A 16,862-nucleotide genomic window follows, 5' to 3' on the forward strand; every position below is an offset into this window, starting at 1 on the left:
GAGCTGTTTTGCGGCTGCTTCCGTAACTGGAAGAAAATACGGACAGGATTTTGGAAAGGCCGGAAGGCCTGAAATCAGAAAGGGAGGGAAGAAACGGTGAAACGACGGACAGAAAACAAGATGGGAAAAAGGATTCTTGCAGGAATCTGCTGCATCGGTCTTCTGACGGCAGCAGGATGCAGTCAGAATCAGGAAGAACCGGATCCACAGGAACTTTACCAGGCTGCGGTGGAGAAAAACGGGGAACTGACAGATCTGGACATGACAATGGGAACGAAGATGACGCTGGAGCAGGCCGGAGAGACGGTGGATATCGATATGAATGTCGATATGCTGATGTCCGGATACAATACATCGGATCTACAGTATCAGATGGAGACGACGACCTCACTCCTCGGGCAGAATATCGAGATGACTGCATTTTACACAGACGGCTACTATTATATGGAGACATCAGGCCAGAAGCTCAAATATCCGTACGATCTGGAAGCGATTACGGAGCAGGTGGAAAACAGCATGGGCGGCACAGTATCCTCGGAAGCCATGACGGAGCTGACGGCAGAAAAAGAGGGGGAAAATACGAGACTTACCTTTACCGGAGATCCGGAGAAGATGACCAACTATACAAAGGAGATTCTTTCCAATATGCAGACCGGAACAGAAACGGCGGATTTTACAATCGAGAAGGCAGGAGGATCCTATCTGATCAATCCGGACGGCTATTATATCGAAAGTAATGTTGATATGGATCTTCTGATGAATATCAGCGGAAGCGAAGTCAGCGTGAATACAAAGATGACAAGTACCCTGAAAGATCCGGGTAAAAAGGTGGAAATCACACTGCCGGAAGACCTGTCCTCCTACACAGAAGTATCGCAGGATCTTCTGGAATAAAAAAAGCGAAAGAAGGGTATGGAAGACAGCCAAATTGCAAAGGAACGGGAACTTTCTGAAGAAAGCCTCCATAAACTGATGAAAGAGTAATATAAAAATCCGGAAAGTCTCATTCAAAGCGACTTCCGGATTTTTTACATTTAAGAACCGTTCAGAACATTTTATTTTCCGGATACGGCGGCAGTCTTTTTGTTCCGGTAAATCTTACCGCTGGAGAAGCCGTGTCCTTTGACTTCGTTGACACGGGAGATAATCATGAAGGCTTCCGGATCAATTTTATTGACTTCCTGATTGAGCTTTGTCAGCTCGCGGTTGGAGATGACAGTCATAATTACCGGCTGATCGGTGTGAAGATATCCGGTTTCCCCGTACAGGATAGTGGAGCCCCGGTCCAGCTTCTGGACGATCATCTGATTGATCTCTTTGTGCTTTTTACTTACGATCTTGACCTGAGTCTGAACGTGTCCGGTGAGGAGTACTTTGTCCAGGACGACGGTGTAGATCAGGACAAGGAGGATTCCGTAGATGATCTGCTCTTTGTCGGAGAAGAGCATCTGGAGAATCAGGATCGTAAAGTCAAAGAGATAGAGCATGACAGACACCGGAAACCCGAACTTTTTATTCAGGACAAGAGGTGGAATATCCATTCCTCCCGTGGAGGCTCCTGCCCGGATCACGATTCCGATGGCAAATCCGATCATCAGTCCGCCGCAGACGGTTGCGAGCATCCGGTCGCTGGTGACATTAGCAAGCTGCGGAATTCTTTCAAATACACCGAGAATGATCGGGTAAAAGAAACTGCTGATCAGTGTTGTCAGTGCAAACATTTTTCCAAGGACAACTGCTCCAAGCACGAACATAACGGCGTTGAAACAGAAGACGAACATGGAAATGGGGATATTAAAATAATGTTCAAACGCAATTCCAAGACCAGTCGTTCCCCCGGTGATCAGGTCATTTGGAAGAATAAAGACGACAACACCGAGCGCATAGATGGCGTTGCCGATTAAGATTGTAATAATATTCAATACTTTTTTGGAAATGCTCTCATTCATACCTGTCAGTCCTTTCTATTTCAGATACGAATCAGTATACAGGAAGAAAAGAAGGGGAACAAGAGATTTCCGGAAAATCAGGAAATCTTATCAGTATGATGAAACTGTGCTATACTAAAGGAAAAACGAGGAAAAGCAGAGAAAGAAACGAAAGGAGAAGAAGGACATGGAAGAGATCAGGAAATTTCAGCAGATGATAGATGAGAGCAGGAATATCGTATTCTTCGGAGGAGCAGGAGTCTCCACCGAGAGCAACATTCCGGACTTCCGCAGTGAAGACGGTTTATACAATATGAAGTATAAATATCCACCGGAGACAATCATAAGCCACACCTTTTTTCTGAGAAATCCGGAGGAATTTTACCGGTTTTATAAGGACCGGATGCTCTGTCTGGACGCGGAGCCGAATCCGGCCCACAGGAAACTGGCCGAACTGGAGCAGGCAGGAAAGCTCTCTGCCGTTGTCACTCAGAATATTGACGGACTCCACCAGAAGGCGGGAAGCCGGACGGTCTATGAACTGCATGGAAGTATTCACAGAAATTACTGCATGGAGTGCGGTAAATTTTATGATGCAGAGTATGTGAAAAACAGTGAGGGCATTCCAAGATGCAGCTGCGGCGGGATGATCAAGCCGGATGTGGTGCTCTATGAAGAAGGGCTGGATACAAAGACAATCCAGAATTCCGTGGAGGCGATCGCTCATGCGGATATGCTGATTATCGGCGGGACTTCCCTTGTCGTTTACCCGGCGGCCGGTTTTATCGACTACTTCCGCGGAAAGTATCTTGTGCTGATCAACAAGGCGGAAACAGGGCGGTCTGTCCGGGCGGATCTTGTGATCCGGGAACCGATCGGAAAAGTGATGGAACAAATCTCTTGCAATCCACAGTGAAATTCGCTAAAATAATGAAGTTAGTATATTGATATCAGGAGACATTTATATAAAGGAGAGAAAGTATGTGCGGATTTGCAGGTTATGCAGGAATGAAAGAGTACGATGCTTCCGTGATCCGGAAGATGACAGATAAGATTCGCCACAGAGGGCCGGATTCACAGGATGCCTTCGTGGAAGGCGGAGTCGGACTGGGCTTTGTCAGACTTAGTATTATCGACCTGGAAGGCGGGTCCCAGCCGATGTTCAATGAAGACAAAAATCTGGTGCTGATCTTTAACGGCGAGCTTTACAACTATCAGGGGATCAGAGAAGAGCTGATTCAGGCCGGACATGTATTTACAACACATACAGATTCCGAGATCCTTCTCCACGGATACGAAGAGTGGGGCAAGGAAGGACTGCTTAAAAAATTGAGAGGAATGTTCGCGTTTGTCATCTTTGACAGAAAGAAGAAGACACTGTTCGGCGCAAGAGACCATTTCGGGATCAAACCGTTTTATTATTACCATAAGGACGGCACGTTCCTGTTTGGATCCGAGATCAAGTCTTTCCTGGCTCACCCGGATTTCCAGAAAGAGCTGTTCGAGGAGAAGCTTCCGGACTTCATGACATTCGGATGTATTCCTGGAGAAGAGACTTTCTTCAGGAATGTATACAAACTGTTGCCAGGACATTACTTTACCTATGAAAATGACAAGGTAAACGTGAAGATGTACTGGGAGCCGACCTTTGACATCAATGAAAATCAGACGATCGAGAGTGTAGCAGATAAGCTGGACGGTGTTCTGGAAGATTCCGTGAACAAACACATCATCGCAGACGTGCCGGTATGTTCCTTCCTTTCCAGCGGCGTGGATTCCAGCTACGTGGCATATGAACTGAAGGATAAGGTGGATCTGACGACATTTACGATCGACTTTGTAGAGCAGAAATACAGCGAAGCGCCTCACGCAAAGGAGCTGGCAGACGAGCTTGGCATCCGTAATATCGGACGGAAGGTATCTGCTGAAGAATATTTCCACGATGCGGAGAAGATTCAGTATTACATGGACGAGCCGCTGGCCAACCCGAGCGCGAACCTTCTGTACTACATCTCCAACCGTTGTTCTCAGGACTTCAAGGTAGCACTTTCCGGAGAAGGTGCGGACGAGATGTTCGGCGGATACAATATCTACCATGAGAACATCTCTCTTGGCGGATATCAGAAGCTTCCGAAGTGGTTCAGAAAGGCAGTGGCAAAGGTTGTCACACCACTTCCGAAATTCAAGGGAAAAGGATTCCTGATCCGCGGAAGCAAGGATGTGGAAGAACGTTATATCGGCAACAGCAACGTCTTCAAATATGAAGAACGGGATGCGTTCCTCAAGAAAAAATACAAGAGCAGAAATCCGCTGGATATTGCTAAAGAATTTTATGACAAGGTGCCGGATCTGGACGATGTGTCCAAGATGCAGTATCTGGACTTCAATATGTGGCTGCGTCAGGAGATCCTCCTGAAAGCGGACAAGATGTCCATGGCAAACTCACTGGAGCTTCGTGTTCCGTTTATGGATATCGAAGTATTCAAGACTGCCCGGACGATTCCGGCAAAATGCAAGGTCAACGAATCCAACACGAAGCTTGCGTTCCGTGCCCTTGCGGACCGTAAATTCAGCAAGAAGAGCGCGGAGAGAAAGAAACTCATGTTCCCGAGCCCGCTTCCGAACTGGATGAGAGAAGATCAGTATTACAAAATGATCAAAAAAGAATTCAAGAGCGAGACAGCAGGAAAATTCTTTAACCGTAAGAAAATTCTGCAGCTTCTGGAAGAACATAAAGAAGGAAAGGTAACCCATTCCATTCAGATCTGGGTAGTCTATACGTTCCTGATGTGGTATAAAGCATACTTTATCAACAACGGAGATCTGGATAAGATCGAGGCAGACTGCGCACATTAAAAAACAGTAATTAAAATAGAAAAGAACCGCTTCACGGCTGCGGAGGAACTGCAGCAGGTGAGGCGGTTTTCTTTGTGATTTAACTTTTTCTTTTTCCCTGAGTTCGTATTATGGTCTTGGCACTGTCACCCCGAATCCGGCATTTGGATGCATCAGCGAGAAGACGACATCAATGACGAAGATACCAAGGAGACAGATACACAGAACCGTCCGGAATTTATCCGGAAGCTTCCGGTACTGAACGCTTAGTTTCGGCGCCGCAAAATAGAGGATCACAAGCCCTCCGGCTCCAAAGAGAAGCAGCCCTTCCAGGCAAACAAATCCTTTGAGATTGATGAGGGAATCCCGGTAATCCCACCAGCGCATCTGATAGATCTTCCACAGCACGGTTCCCGTGACGAATTCCATCGTCCCGGCTGTCAGCATGGTCATCAGAAAGACCTGAAGCGGCTTTTCGGCAAAGCGGCGGAGCAGGAGGAGAATCAAAACTCCTCCGAATCCGTAAATTGGAAGCCACGGACCATAGAGGACACCACGATTTACAACAGTATGATCGATAAATACATGCAGAAGGACTTCCCAGAGCCATCCTGCAAATGAAAAGGTAAAGAAAAACAGGATGTAGGAAGAGATGGAGTACCGATGCATACTCTGCTGAATGAGCCCCGCCTTTTCTGTTGTATAAACTTCTTTTGCCATCATATATTTCTGTAACATAACTTTTCCGCCTCTCTTTCCTTTCCTGTTTATAGTTCCATTGTAAAACATAAAACCGAAGAACAACAAAAGCCACTCTTAGGATATTCGAAAGATTTTCAGGGGAAAATTAAGAAATTATGAAGATTCGTGCGATCATTTTCACGATCTTCTATGCAGATTTTGTGAAATCCCTTTTGAGGAATCCGGAAATATGTTATATTAAGGAAAGCAAAGAAAGTAACCGGAGGATATGGGTATGAAGTTTTTGAGTATTTTTGATGTGATCGGTCCGAATATGATCGGGCCTTCCAGCTCGCATACAGCAGGGGCATGTTCCATGGCGCTTCTGGCGCGCAAAATGTGTCCGGAACCGATCAAAAAGGTCATCTTTACACTTTATGGTTCGTTTTCCAAGACGTATCATGGGCACGGGACGGACCGGGCGCTTTTAGGCGGAGTTCTTGGATTTGACACTGATGATGCCAGAATCCGCGATGCCTTTGAATGGGCCAAAAAGATGGGGGTAGAATACGAGTTTGTCATTGATGAAGAGACAAGGACAGATCATCCGAACACAGCGGATATGGATATTACCGGAGTAAACGGGCACCATCTGTTTGTCAGAGGAGAGTCCATCGGAGGCGGCAAGATTAAGATTGTCCAGATCAACGGCATTGATGTGGAATTTACAGGCGAGTACAGTACGCTGATTGTCCGACAGATTGACAAACCGGGCGTAGTGGCACATATTACCCAGTGTCTGAGCAGGCATGAAGTGAATATCGCGTTTATGAGACTGTTCCGCGAGGATAAAGGAGCGACCGCCTTTACAATCGTGGAGTCGGACGAGCAGATTCCGGAAGAGATTCTGGATGAAATTCACAAAAACGAGAACGTACAGGATCTGATGCTTGTACAGATGTAGGAGGAGCCAGGATGGATTTTATTTCAGGACAGACACTTCTTGAAGTGTGTGAAAAGGAACAGCTTCCGATCTCGGAAGTGATGAAACAAAGAGAGATTACCTGCGGTGGAATGCAGGAAGAAACGATCAGGGAAAAGCTTTATGAAGTACTCGGAATTATGAAGAATGCGGTGGAAGAGCCGATCAAAAATCCGAAAAAGTCGATAGGTGGTCTGATCGGAGGGGAGGCAAAGCTTGTGGCGGACCACGAGGGAGCCGCTTCTTCCGTGTGCGGCACGCCGATGTCAAGAGCGATTGCCTACAGTATGGCGGTACTGGAAGTCAACGCCTCCATGGGACTGATCGTGGCAGCGCCTACAGCAGGATCGGCCGGTGTTCTTCCGGGTGTTCTGCTTGCCATCCGTGATACAAAGGAGGCAGATGATGAGATGCTCTTAAAAGGACTTCTCAATGCATCGGCAGTCGGCTATATTCTGATGCGCAATGCATCCGTGTCCGGAGCAGAGGCGGGCTGTCAGGCTGAGGTCGGAGCAGCATCTGCCATGGCCGCGAGCGCAGTAGTGGAGATGATGGGAGGTACACCGCAGATGTGTCTGGATGCTGCATCCATTGCGATGGCAAATCTTCTCGGCATGGTGTGCGACCCGATTGCGGGACTTGTAGAGGCACCTTGCCAGAGCAGAAACGCCATCGGAGTGGCGAACGCGCTGACCTGCGCGGAACTTGCGCTCAGTGGAGTGAAAAGTGTGATTCCGTTTGATGAGATGGCGGAGGCCATGTATCATGTAGGAAAAAGTCTTCCATTTGAACTCAGGGAGACAGCCATGGGCGGCTGTGCGGGAACACCGACCGGATGTGCGCTTGGCTGTGAGATCTGCGGCAGATAAGGAAGAGTAGGGGGGATTTTGCAGGAGAAAAGAGCGGGGGAGCATCCTCCCCCGTTTTGATTTTGGAAAGAAGGGGTAACAATGAACAGACAAACGAAACCACTCAAACCTTACCATGGACTGATTGTCCTGATCCTGACTGCGGTCTGCATCTTTCTGATCGGTCCGGTGCTCAGTAATTATATGGGACTTTACGGGACTCTGATCAGTGAGCTTTTGATGCTTGCCGGTGCGGTAGGATGCACCTTTTTGTTCCGCGGTAATCCGAAATACGTATTCCCGATTCATAAACCGACTCCGCACGGCCTGTTTGGTACTTTTCTCTTCTGGATGGGAACAATCGGGATCGCTATGGTCTTTACCGTAGTGCTTGCATGTTTCTTCCCGGATGAAATCATGGGAACAAGTGCAGGACTTTCTTATACATTCTTAAGTGTTCCGGTGCTGGTTGCCGTACTGATCGTATCCATCACGCCGGCATTCTGCGAAGAGGCCGTGTTCCGGGGGATAGTCTTTAACAGCTTCTGGCCGATTGGAAACAAGTGGATAGTCATTGTGCTGACAGGATGCATTTTCGGAGCATTTCACGGTAGTATCTGGCGCTTCTTTCCGACAGCCATTCTGGGGATGGCAATGGCTTATCTTCTGGCGGAAACCGGAAACATGGTTTACAATATCATGTTCCATGCCATCAACAATCTGCTTCCGCTGGTCCTGATGTTCGGAATGCAGTGGCTGATGGACGGCCTTTATCAGGTGGCCGGAAGCGCGGCATATTCACAGACGGGTTCCTACAGCTTTTCCTATAACCTCGCGTCGGCAGGGATCTATGTTGCGATGACCGGGATTGCCCTTGTCCTGATTTACGCGGGCAATTTCCTGATTCACATGGGAAGAAAAGGATATGAAGGAAAGATGTTTGGCGGACACAGAAAGAAACATCTCTACATTCTGATCGGTGCAGCCGTCGGACTTTTCGTGCTCGGATGTTTCCTTGTGATTGCGTCAGCGGCGGCCGGCGCATTTGGACGTATGATTTACTACTAAAAAGAGGTGACAGCAATGGGACTGAAACAGGATTTTGTACTGAGAAGGCTGGAAGACCAGGGAAGGTTTCTGGCCAGACTGATTCTTGGAAAAGAGGAAGCGAAATATGAGCTTCCAGAATATGAAGCGATGGATAATGAGGTGGACCGCCTTTACAGAAAGATCCTTTCTCTTGCGGACGCAGGGGAGATCAATGAAGCGGAAAATCTTCTTCTGGAAGAGCTGGAGACAGGGGATCTGCAGATGTTTGAGATGGCACTTTGCTTTTATCTTCATCTGGCACATATGGACGAGGAGTTTTTGGAGGAACACCAGTATACGAGAGAAGAAATCGGAGAGGGGATGGAATCTCTGGCAGAGGACTTTGGGGTGAGCGGACTTGAAATCAGCATGGGAAAATAAATGCGGCACCATTCGCGTCATCAGCTTTACATCCGAAGGACACCGGCGAAATGACCTCCTGAGAGAAACGCTCGAGAAGGCGGGACTTTCCTGTGTAGGGTACCGGAAAGGTACAGCGCCGGGAGGCAGTATGCTCTGTGAAGTGACGTCCATGTACGACTGGGTCGGGGAAGGATGGGGGAAAGACACCTATCTCTTTATCGGAGCGGCAGGAATCGCCGTCCGGAGCATTGCCCCGCTTGTAAAGGATAAGTTCACGGACTCTCCGGTGCTTGTAATGGATGAAAAAGGCGGATATATCATTCCGCTGCTTTCAAGTCATCTGGGAGGAGCAGGGGAGACTGCCCGGATTATTTCCGCTCTTACCGGGGCGGTTCCGGTAGTTACGACAGCCACCGATCTGAACCGGAAATTCGCGGTGGATCTGTTTGCGAAGGAAAACGGAATGCAGATTTCGGACAGGGCTCTTGCAAAAGAGATTTCGGCCCGGATTCTGCAGGGAAGAGCAGTTGGTTTTTATTCGGACTTCCCGGTGAAGGGGAACGTGCCGGAGGAGCTTCTGATAAAGCAGGAGTACAGGAAGCTAAAAGAAACGCTGCCGGGCATTGCCGTGCTTGAAAAAAAGCCGGAGAAGGCGATGGAAGGCATTCTGCATCTGTACCCGAAAATACTAAGTGTCGGAATCGGATGCAGAAGAGGTGTAGAAAAAGAAAAGATAGAACAAAAGATCCGAAGCGTCTTGGGGCGTGGAGGATGGAAGACAGACCAGATCGGTGTGCTTGCAAGCATTGACCGGAAAGCAGATGAGAAGGGAATCCTTGATTTTGCGTCAGAATACGGGATTCCGTTTCGGACGTACACGGCCGGGGAGCTTAATACGGTGAAGCAGGTAACATCCTCTTCTGATTTTGTAAAGAATATAACAGGGACGGACAATGTATGCGAGAGGGCGGCGCTTCTTGCAGGACAGTCCGGAGATCTGATTTATAAAAAAGAAACATTCCGGGATCTGACACTTGCGGTGGTACGTATGCGCTGCGAAGTAATATTTGGAGAGACAAAGCAGCCGACGCCCCGGATGGCGGACCTGGAACGAAAGGGGGAAAAAACATGAAGCATATCTTAATCTTTGCTGGCACAACAGAAGGAAAAGAACTGATGGAGAAGATCAAGCACTTTCCGGTAGAAGTTTTTGTCAGTGTGGCCACGGAATACGGAAAAGAATGTCTTTTAAAGGAAACGGAAGAAGAACGGGCGCCATATGCAAAGCACGGAGAGGTACAGGCCGGAAACTTAAATATCATCGCAGGACGCATGAAAGAGGTGGAAATGAAAAACTATATCCGCAGACAGGAGATTGATCTTGTTGTGGATGCCACCCATCCGTTTGCCCGTGAAGTGACGAAAAATATCAAAGAGGCATGCCGGGAGACGGGAGTTCCTTATATCAGGCTTCTGAGAAAGCCGGTGCAGAAAGAGGAAGGCCTCATCTATGTCTCTTCGATCGAAGAAGGTGTAGAATTTCTGGAGAAGACGGAGGGGAATATCCTGATTACCACAGGAAGCAAGGAGCTTTCTGCCTATACAAGGCTTACAGACTACCGGAACCGTTGTTATGCAAGAGTACTGTCCACGCAAGAATCCGTGGAGGAAAGCGTACGTCTCGGACTGGAAGGGGATCATCTGATTGCCATGCAGGGGCCATATTCCGAGGAGATGAATATCGCAACGATTCATCATGTCAAGGCATCCTGGCTGATTACGAAAGAGTCCGGAAGCGCAGGCGGTTTTGATGATAAGGCAAGAGCTGCCGCAAAGACCGGAACGGTGCTTGTAGTGGTGGAACGGCCGAAGGAAGAAGGAAGTACATTTGAGGAAGCAGTAGAGAGGATCCGCGCATGTTCGTTGCAGTAACAGGGGGGAGCGGAAGCGGAAAGTCCGCCATGGCAGAAGACATCTCCCAGAGCCTGTGCAGCGGCCCGAAGATCTATGCGGCGACGATGATGGTGTATGATGAGGAGAGCAGAAGACGGATCGAACGACACCGGAAACAGCGGGCGGGCAGACAGTTTACTACGCTGGAATGTCCGTCCGGACTGGAAGAGATTCATTTTGAAGAGAAGGTGCCGCTCATCTTGCTGGAATGTATTTCCAATCTCGCTGCCAATGAGCTTTACAGCGGAGAAGATTTTTCCATGCAGGACCCGGAGGAGACGGCAGAGCGGATCATCCGAGGGATCGAACATTTCGCTGACAGTGCGGACCATCTTGTCGTTGTGACAAACGAAATGTTTCAAAGCGGAACGAAAGACGATGAAATGAAACAGTACCTTTTTGTGGCAGGCCGGGTAAACCGCTATCTGATGGCAAAATCCGATGTGTTTATTGAAGCGGTGTACGGCCTGCCGTATTTCTGGAAAGGAAGCGGACATCTTCATATGGAGAAAGGAACATGGATATGGGACAAAACGGATTGATTCATATATACTGCGGGGATGGAAAAGGAAAGACCAGCGCTGCCATCGGGATGATGATCCGGGCCGCCGGAAGAGGAAAAAAGATTCTCCTTGTCCGGTTTCTAAAGAATGAAGATTCCGGAGAGCTTTTCGTTCTGGATCAGATCCCGCAGATCGAGCGGATCCGGATGCCGGAAGGATACGGATTTTACTGGACTTTGACTGACGAAGAAAAAGAGCGGATGAAAGAGGAGTATGAACGGATCTGGGAAGACATCGAGTGCCGGGCCGGCAGCAGCGACATTCTTGTGATGGATGAATTTATGGCGGCATTCGGGCACGGGCTGATTCCCGGAGAACGGGCAATTTCCTTTCTTAAGGAGAAGCCGGAGCATCTGGAAGTCGTCCTGACGGGACGGAATCCGGATGCGCGGATTCTGGAAATGGCAGATTATATTTCCGAGATCCGGGCGGTGCGGCACCCGTTTGAGCGGGGCGTCCCTGCACGGGAAGGAATTGAATATTAGGAGGAAAATTATGAGATTGCTGCATATATCGGATCTGCATCTTGGAAAACGGGTCAATGAGTATTCCATGCTGGAGGATCAGGCCCACATTCTTGAGCAGATTCTGAAGATTGCCGATCAGGAGCAGGCGCAGGGAGTGCTGATTGCAGGTGATGTCTATGACAAGCCTGTTCCGCCAGCGGAAGCAGTGCGGCTTCTTGATTATCTGCTGAGCAGCTTTGCGGACCGGAAGATTCCGGTCTTTTTCATAAGTGGAAATCACGACTCCAGGGACAGGCTTTCCTTTGGAGCGGAGCTGTTTAAGAAAAGCGGCGTGTATATGGCATCAGAAGGATTTCTGGAAAAAGTGGACCGGGAGGATGAATACGGTGAACTTTCCATCTGGCTGATGCCGTTTTTAAAACCGGCACAGGTGCGGAGTGTCTATCCGGAAAAAGACATCCAGACATACACGGACGCAGTGCGCGCAGTGCTGGAAGAGGCAGATCTGGATCCTGCAAAGCGGAATATTCTGGTAGCCCATCAGTTTGTGGCGGGAGCCGTACAGTGTGAGTCGGAGGAGGTCTCCATCGGGGGCCTGGATCAGGTGGATGTGTCGGTGTTTGACGGATTTGAATATGTAGCCCTTGGTCATCTGCACAGACCCCAGTCTGTCACAAGGGAGACAGTACGCTACTGCGGAACGCCTTTGAAATATTCGTTTTCCGAGGTACATGATCAGAAATCCGTGACCATTGTGGAGTTGAAAGAAAAAGGCGAGACCGCGATCAAAACAGTTCCGCTTACCCCTCTGCGGGATATGAAGGAACTGAAAGGGACATATTTACAGCTGACGAGCCGGCCGTTTTACGAGACGCAGGAGCGGGATTCCTACTTTCACATTACACTTACCGATGAGGAAGATGTGATGGATGCGGTCGGGAAACTTCGGATGATTTATCCGAATCTGATGAAGCTTGACTATGACAATGTGCGGGTACGCACGCAGATGCAGTATGAAGAAATGGAAGCGGTAGAACAAAAGCGGCCGGATGAAGTTGTCGCGGAGTTCTATCAGGTGGTTAACGGCCGGCCGCTTTCGGATGAGCAGAGCAAACTGGTCGAAGAGATGATGGAAGAAGTATGGGAGGAAGAAAGATGAGACCGGAAAAACTGATTTTATCCGCATTCGGCCCTTATGCGTCCAGACAGGAGATTCCATTTGACAAGCTGGGAAAGCATGGACTTTATGTGATCTCCGGGGATACCGGCGCGGGGAAGACGACAATTTTTGATGCCATCACCTTTGCCCTTTACGGTGAGCCTTCCGGAAACCGAAGAAAAGCGGATATGCTGCAAAGCAAATATGCAGCAAACGGGGAGGAAACTTATGTGGAGCTGGCATTTTCGGTCGGCAGTGCAAGATATCAGATTCACCGGAATCCGGAATACCAGCGCCCGAAAAAGCGGGGCGAAGGATGGATTACCCAGAAGGCGGATGCCGTTCTGACAATGCCGGACGGAAGTGTGGTGACGGGCGCCAGAACTGTTACAGAAAAGTGCGAGGAAATTCTCGGACTGAAAAGAGAGCAGTTTACACAGATTGCCATGCTGGCTCAGGGAGAGTTCCAGAAGATGCTCTTTTCTTCCACTGAGGAAAAGAGCCGGATTTTCCGGATGCTGTTCCACACGGCGCCATATCAGGTATTTCAGGAGAAAATCAAGGAGAAAGCGGCAGGTCTGAAAAGAGCATACGAGGCGGTGGAGCAGAGTATCCGCCAGTATGCCGACGGCATCCTGATACCGGAGAAAGAGGAAGCGCTTCGGGCAAACTGGGAGGAAAGCCTGCAAAGTCCGGATAAGGAAGAATGGCTTTTGACGATTGAGAACATCCTTGAAACAATGCAGAAGGAAGAAGAACGTCTGGAAAAGGAGATCAGCCGGACGGAAGAGGAAGCACAGCAGTATGGCGAAAGGCTGAATGAGGCTGTTCAGGAGCTGAAAGCAAAGCGGGGAGAAAAACAGCAGAAAGAAGAACTGGAACAGCTGATCCGGAAAAAGGCGGTCTGCCAGGAAGCACTTCGGAAGGCGCAGGAGAATGCAAAAGATAATGAACTGGTGCAGGAGCGGATTTTGAAAGAATCCATGCAGCTGGAGACTTACCGGGAACTGGAGGAAAAGAAGAAATCCTGGGAGAAGAGACGCAAGGAGGCCAGGAATCTTTCTGACCGCCTGGCAGCTGTAATGGAAAAGCAGAGAAAGGCAAAAGAAGAAATCGAGCGGTGCCGTGCCTTGCTGTCGGAGATTCCTGATCCGGAGGAGGCATGGAAAGAACTTCTGCGGCAGAAACAGCAGACGGAAGAAAGACATCAGAATCTGAAAGAATTTCTGCTGATCTGCGGGCAGTACCAGGAGGCAAGAAAGGAGCAGGAGACTGCGCAGGAGGCCTACCTTTGCGTCCGGGAGAAGGTAGAGAAGGCACAAAAAGAGTATCAGGAGCTGGAACGGGCATTTCTGGACGGGCAGGCAGGGATCCTGGCAGCCGGATTGACAGACGGGGAACCCTGTCCGGTGTGCGGTGCCCTGCATCATCCGGATCCGGCGAAAAAGCCGGAAGAAATCCCTGATGAACAGACGTTGAAACAGAAAAAAACAGTACTTGATATGCTCATGGAAGAGGATAAGCAAAAGAGCCGGAAGGCAGGCGAGGCCAAAGGCCGCACTGAGACGGCGGCAGGCCAGCTCAGGCAGAAGGCCGCACTGCTCTGGCCGGATGAAGAACCGGCGGGTCTGAAGGAAGCGTACCAGAGAATGAAAGAGGAAGGCTGCACTTTGGAAAACCGGAGACGGGAACTGCAGCAAAAAGAAGAAAGTCTGAACAAACAGCAAAAGCAGAAGCAGGATGCGCAGAAGCGGGAAAAAGAGCTGGAACAACAGACAGAAGAACAGACAGGCATCATTCTTCATCTGGAACGGGAGACGGCCTCCATGCGGACAGAACAGGAAACAGAAGGAAAACGGATTCAGGAAATCGGGGAGAGCCTTCCGTATGATTCCTATGAAGAGGCACGCAATGTGATCCGGAAGATGGAGCTGGAAAAACAGGAAAAAGAAGAGGCTTTGGAAGCGGCAAAAGCGGCATACCAGAGCACGGAAAATGAGATCTCTGCCTGCGAAGCATCCATCCGTGTCTGGACGGAACAGCAGAAAGATCGGGAGACGCCGGAAGAGGAGAAACACCGGGAAAAAGAGGAGCTGGAACAGAAAAAACAGGAGACACTCCTGAAAAAGCAGCGTCTGCTTGCCGAAAAGGAACAGCTCCTTCCGGTGCTCAGTGCAGACAGGTCCGCCCTTGAGAAGATGAGGGCGGCCGTGAGGCAGCAGGAAGAGACAGAGAATGAATACCGGATTGCCGGCGCTCTTTCCGATACGGTCAACGGCACACTTGGAGGAAAGGAAAAAATCATGCTGGAAACCTATGTGCAGATGGCCTATTTCGACCGGATTCTTATTCGTGCAAACCGCAGGCTTCTTGTCATGACAGACGGTCAGTATGAGCTGGTCCGCAAAAAGACGGCGGACAACCGGAGAAGCCAGAGCGGCCTTGATATGGATGTGATCGATCATTACAACGGTACACAGCGCAGCATTCATACACTGTCAGGCGGGGAGTCCTTCCAGGCATCACTATCCCTGGCACTTGGGCTTTCCGATGAGATTCAGTCCATGGCCGGAGGTATCCGGATGGAAGCGATGTTTGTGGACGAGGGGTTCGGGACACTGGATGAGGAAGCGCTGGATAAGGCGGTCCGCGCCCTTGCCTCTTTAAGTGAAGGGAATAAGCTGGTGGGAATTATTTCCCATGTGGCTGAACTGAAAGACCGGATCGACAAAAAGATTCTCGTAAAGAAAGAAAAAGGCGGAGAAAGCCGGACACAGGTGGTCATCGGATAATGCCTTCCGGACTGCCGCAGGGCGGGGCTGGTTGACAGCCGTCTTGGCCAATGGTATCATAAACAGGAATCAAACAGAGAAATCATTTAAAAGTACCTTAGTTTCAGAAGGAGTAAAAGGGAATCCGGTGAGAATCCGGAACAATGCCCGTTGCTGTATGAGGGGAGCTTTCTTAAGAAAAGGCCACTGTGCGGATGCATGGGAAGGGAGAGAAAAGCGCGGATCCTTAAGTCAGAATACCTGCTTTTAGATGCTTCGGAAAGGTTACGGGATTATGACAAGTACGAGAATCAAAGAGGACGTCAAAGGGAAATAGAAACGGATATGGGAAAAGAGGCAGAGGAAAGAACTGTCTGTTTTTCCATATCCTTTTTTGGTGTCAGTCGTCGATGTCAGGCCCATATGGGAGGACAAATATGAAAAAAGCAGTTTTGACGGTGAGCTTTGGAACGAGCCACCTGGATACAATGGAAAAGACGATCGGAGCAGTAGAGAAGGCGCTTGCGGAGGCATTCCCGGACCGGACGCTGTACCGGGCGTTTACAAGCGGAATGATCTTGAAGAAACTGAAATCGGAGTTTCAGATGGAAATCTGCAACGTGGAGGAAGCCATGGAGCAGATGGCGCGGGACGGAATTGAGGATCTTCTCATCCAGCCGACCCATATCATCCACGGATTTGAATACGAAAAGATGACAGAGCAGATCGAGCCGTACCGGGAACGGTTTGAAACAATCCGCATCGGAGCACCGCTTCTTGCCACGATGGAAGATTATGAGGAGGCGGTACACCTGATTATGGAGGATGCCGGACTCAAAGAGGAAGAAACATTAGTGCTCATGGGACACGGGACGGAGCACCATACCAATGCGGCCTATCCGGCCCTCGATTATACCTTCTGGGCGAAAGGATACCGAAACGTGGTAGTCGGCACGGTAGAAGGCTTCCCGGAGATGGAGGAAGTACTGAAAAAGCTGAAAGAGCAGCAGGCCGAAAAGATTCTTCTGATGCCGTTCATGATTGTGGCGGGCGACCATGCGAAAAACGACATGGCAGGAGAGGATGCGGATTCCTGGAAATCGATTCTGACAAGAGAAGGATATGAAGTGCGCACCGTCTTAAAAGGTCTCGGAGAGATTCCGGGCATCCGGCAGATGTTTGTGCGTCACGCCAGGGAAGCAAAGGAGTGTCCGAAAGGATAA

General features: G+C 49.4%; 16 protein-coding genes and 1 riboswitch. Of the genes, 14 read left to right on the forward strand and 2 right to left on the reverse strand.

Going from position 1 to position 16,862, the window contains the following annotated elements; all coding sequences use genetic code 11:
- Positions 1-96 precede the first annotated feature (96 nt).
- The gene (locus B5E64_RS03720) at positions 97-894 is read left to right on the forward strand and encodes a DUF6612 family protein (RefSeq protein ID WP_087167179.1); all 798 of its coding nucleotides are present in this window, start codon (positions 97-99) and stop codon (positions 892-894) included.
- 161 nt (positions 895-1,055) lie between these two features.
- Here B5E64_RS03720 and B5E64_RS03725 read toward each other — a convergent pair whose 3' ends face one another.
- Positions 1,056-1,949 carry a YitT family protein gene (locus B5E64_RS03725; RefSeq protein WP_087167180.1) on the reverse strand — a complete coding sequence of 298 codons (894 nt, stop codon included), beginning with the start codon at positions 1,947-1,949 and terminating at the stop codon, positions 1,056-1,058.
- Positions 1,950-2,115: 166 nt separating this feature from the next.
- Here B5E64_RS03725 and B5E64_RS03730 point away from each other — a divergent pair, with 166 nt between their 5' ends.
- Positions 2,116-2,844: an NAD-dependent protein deacylase gene (locus B5E64_RS03730; protein WP_087167181.1), complete on the forward strand. Its 729-nt coding sequence runs from the start codon at positions 2,116-2,118 to the stop codon at positions 2,842-2,844.
- Between the two features lie 65 nt (positions 2,845-2,909).
- Entirely contained in the window at positions 2,910-4,784 is a 1,875-nt protein-coding gene (asnB, locus tag B5E64_RS03735; RefSeq protein WP_087167182.1) for an asparagine synthase (glutamine-hydrolyzing), read from the forward strand.
- A gap of 108 nt (positions 4,785-4,892) precedes the next feature.
- Here asnB and B5E64_RS03740 read toward each other — a convergent pair whose 3' ends face one another.
- Positions 4,893-5,501, reverse strand: coding sequence for a putative ABC transporter permease (locus B5E64_RS03740; RefSeq protein WP_162610126.1), 609 nt, complete (start codon positions 5,499-5,501; stop codon positions 4,893-4,895).
- 238 nt (positions 5,502-5,739) lie between these two features.
- Here B5E64_RS03740 and sdaAB point away from each other — a divergent pair, with 238 nt between their 5' ends.
- The 11 genes from sdaAB (at position 5,740) to B5E64_RS03795 (ending at position 16,862) form a co-directional block, all read left to right on the forward strand.
- The gene (gene sdaAB / locus B5E64_RS03745; protein ID WP_087167184.1) at positions 5,740-6,408 is read left to right on the forward strand and encodes an L-serine ammonia-lyase, iron-sulfur-dependent subunit beta; all 669 of its coding nucleotides are present in this window, start codon (positions 5,740-5,742) and stop codon (positions 6,406-6,408) included.
- A gap of 11 nt (positions 6,409-6,419) precedes the next feature.
- Positions 6,420-7,295 (forward strand): L-serine ammonia-lyase, iron-sulfur-dependent, subunit alpha, encoded by an 876-nt coding sequence (gene sdaAA, locus B5E64_RS03750; protein ID WP_087167185.1) that lies wholly within the window; start codon positions 6,420-6,422, stop codon positions 7,293-7,295.
- Between the two features lie 81 nt (positions 7,296-7,376).
- Positions 7,377-8,342, forward strand: coding sequence for a type II CAAX endopeptidase family protein (locus B5E64_RS03755; protein ID WP_087167186.1), 966 nt, complete (start codon positions 7,377-7,379; stop codon positions 8,340-8,342).
- Between the two features lie 15 nt (positions 8,343-8,357).
- The gene (locus tag B5E64_RS03760) at positions 8,358-8,744 is read left to right on the forward strand and encodes a DUF6483 family protein (protein ID WP_087167187.1); all 387 of its coding nucleotides are present in this window, start codon (positions 8,358-8,360) and stop codon (positions 8,742-8,744) included.
- Positions 8,722-9,858 (forward strand): cobalamin biosynthesis protein, encoded by a 1,137-nt coding sequence (locus B5E64_RS03765; RefSeq protein ID WP_087167188.1) that lies wholly within the window; start codon positions 8,722-8,724, stop codon positions 9,856-9,858. Before B5E64_RS03760 ends, B5E64_RS03765 begins: the two co-directional genes overlap by 23 nt.
- Complete coding sequence (cobK, locus tag B5E64_RS03770; protein ID WP_087167189.1) at positions 9,855-10,658, forward strand: precorrin-6A reductase; 804 nt, start codon at positions 9,855-9,857, stop codon at positions 10,656-10,658. The genes B5E64_RS03765 and cobK overlap by 4 nt, the downstream gene beginning before the upstream one ends.
- On the forward strand, positions 10,643-11,221 hold the full coding sequence (locus B5E64_RS03775) for a bifunctional adenosylcobinamide kinase/adenosylcobinamide-phosphate guanylyltransferase (RefSeq protein ID WP_087167190.1): 579 nt from the start codon (positions 10,643-10,645) through the stop codon (positions 11,219-11,221). The genes cobK and B5E64_RS03775 overlap by 16 nt, the downstream gene beginning before the upstream one ends.
- Positions 11,197-11,727, forward strand: coding sequence for a cob(I)yrinic acid a,c-diamide adenosyltransferase (locus B5E64_RS03780; RefSeq protein ID WP_242960075.1), 531 nt, complete (start codon positions 11,197-11,199; stop codon positions 11,725-11,727). The genes B5E64_RS03775 and B5E64_RS03780 overlap by 25 nt, the downstream gene beginning before the upstream one ends.
- A gap of 10 nt (positions 11,728-11,737) precedes the next feature.
- Complete coding sequence (locus B5E64_RS03785) at positions 11,738-12,868, forward strand: exonuclease SbcCD subunit D (RefSeq protein ID WP_087167191.1); 1,131 nt, start codon at positions 11,738-11,740, stop codon at positions 12,866-12,868.
- Positions 12,865-15,660, forward strand: a complete 2,796-nt coding sequence (locus B5E64_RS03790) for an SMC family ATPase (RefSeq protein WP_162610127.1) — start codon at positions 12,865-12,867, stop codon at positions 15,658-15,660. The genes B5E64_RS03785 and B5E64_RS03790 overlap by 4 nt, the downstream gene beginning before the upstream one ends.
- Positions 15,661-15,733: 73 nt before the next feature.
- Positions 15,734-15,923: riboswitch (cobalamin riboswitch) on the forward strand.
- A 153-nt stretch (positions 15,924-16,076) separates the two neighbouring features.
- The gene (locus B5E64_RS03795; RefSeq protein ID WP_087167193.1) at positions 16,077-16,862 is read left to right on the forward strand and encodes a sirohydrochlorin cobaltochelatase; all 786 of its coding nucleotides are present in this window, start codon (positions 16,077-16,079) and stop codon (positions 16,860-16,862) included.

Source organism: Drancourtella sp. An12 (genome assembly GCF_002160935.1).
GTDB lineage: Bacteria > Bacillota > Clostridia > Lachnospirales > Lachnospiraceae > Sellimonas > Sellimonas catena.

Coding starts and splice junctions, on each gene's coding strand:
- B5E64_RS03725 (WP_087167180.1), bottom strand. CDS start 1,949: ATGAATGAGAGCATTTCCAAAAAAGTATTGAATATTATTACAATCTTA.
- B5E64_RS03730 (WP_087167181.1), top strand. CDS start 2,116: ATGGAAGAGATCAGGAAATTTCAGCAGATGATAGATGAGAGCAGGAAT.
- asnB (WP_087167182.1), top strand. CDS start 2,910: ATGTGCGGATTTGCAGGTTATGCAGGAATGAAAGAGTACGATGCTTCC.
- B5E64_RS03740 (WP_162610126.1), bottom strand. CDS start 5,501: ATGTTACAGAAATATATGATGGCAAAAGAAGTTTATACAACAGAAAAG.
- sdaAB (WP_087167184.1), top strand. CDS start 5,740: ATGAAGTTTTTGAGTATTTTTGATGTGATCGGTCCGAATATGATCGGG.
- sdaAA (WP_087167185.1), top strand. CDS start 6,420: ATGGATTTTATTTCAGGACAGACACTTCTTGAAGTGTGTGAAAAGGAA.
- B5E64_RS03755 (WP_087167186.1), top strand. CDS start 7,377: ATGAACAGACAAACGAAACCACTCAAACCTTACCATGGACTGATTGTC.
- B5E64_RS03760 (WP_087167187.1), top strand. CDS start 8,358: ATGGGACTGAAACAGGATTTTGTACTGAGAAGGCTGGAAGACCAGGGA.
- cobK (WP_087167189.1), top strand. CDS start 9,855: ATGAAGCATATCTTAATCTTTGCTGGCACAACAGAAGGAAAAGAACTG.
- B5E64_RS03775 (WP_087167190.1), top strand. CDS start 10,643: ATGTTCGTTGCAGTAACAGGGGGGAGCGGAAGCGGAAAGTCCGCCATG.
- B5E64_RS03780 (WP_242960075.1), top strand. CDS start 11,197: ATGGATATGGGACAAAACGGATTGATTCATATATACTGCGGGGATGGA.
- B5E64_RS03785 (WP_087167191.1), top strand. CDS start 11,738: ATGAGATTGCTGCATATATCGGATCTGCATCTTGGAAAACGGGTCAAT.
- B5E64_RS03790 (WP_162610127.1), top strand. CDS start 12,865: ATGAGACCGGAAAAACTGATTTTATCCGCATTCGGCCCTTATGCGTCC.
- B5E64_RS03795 (WP_087167193.1), top strand. CDS start 16,077: ATGAAAAAAGCAGTTTTGACGGTGAGCTTTGGAACGAGCCACCTGGAT.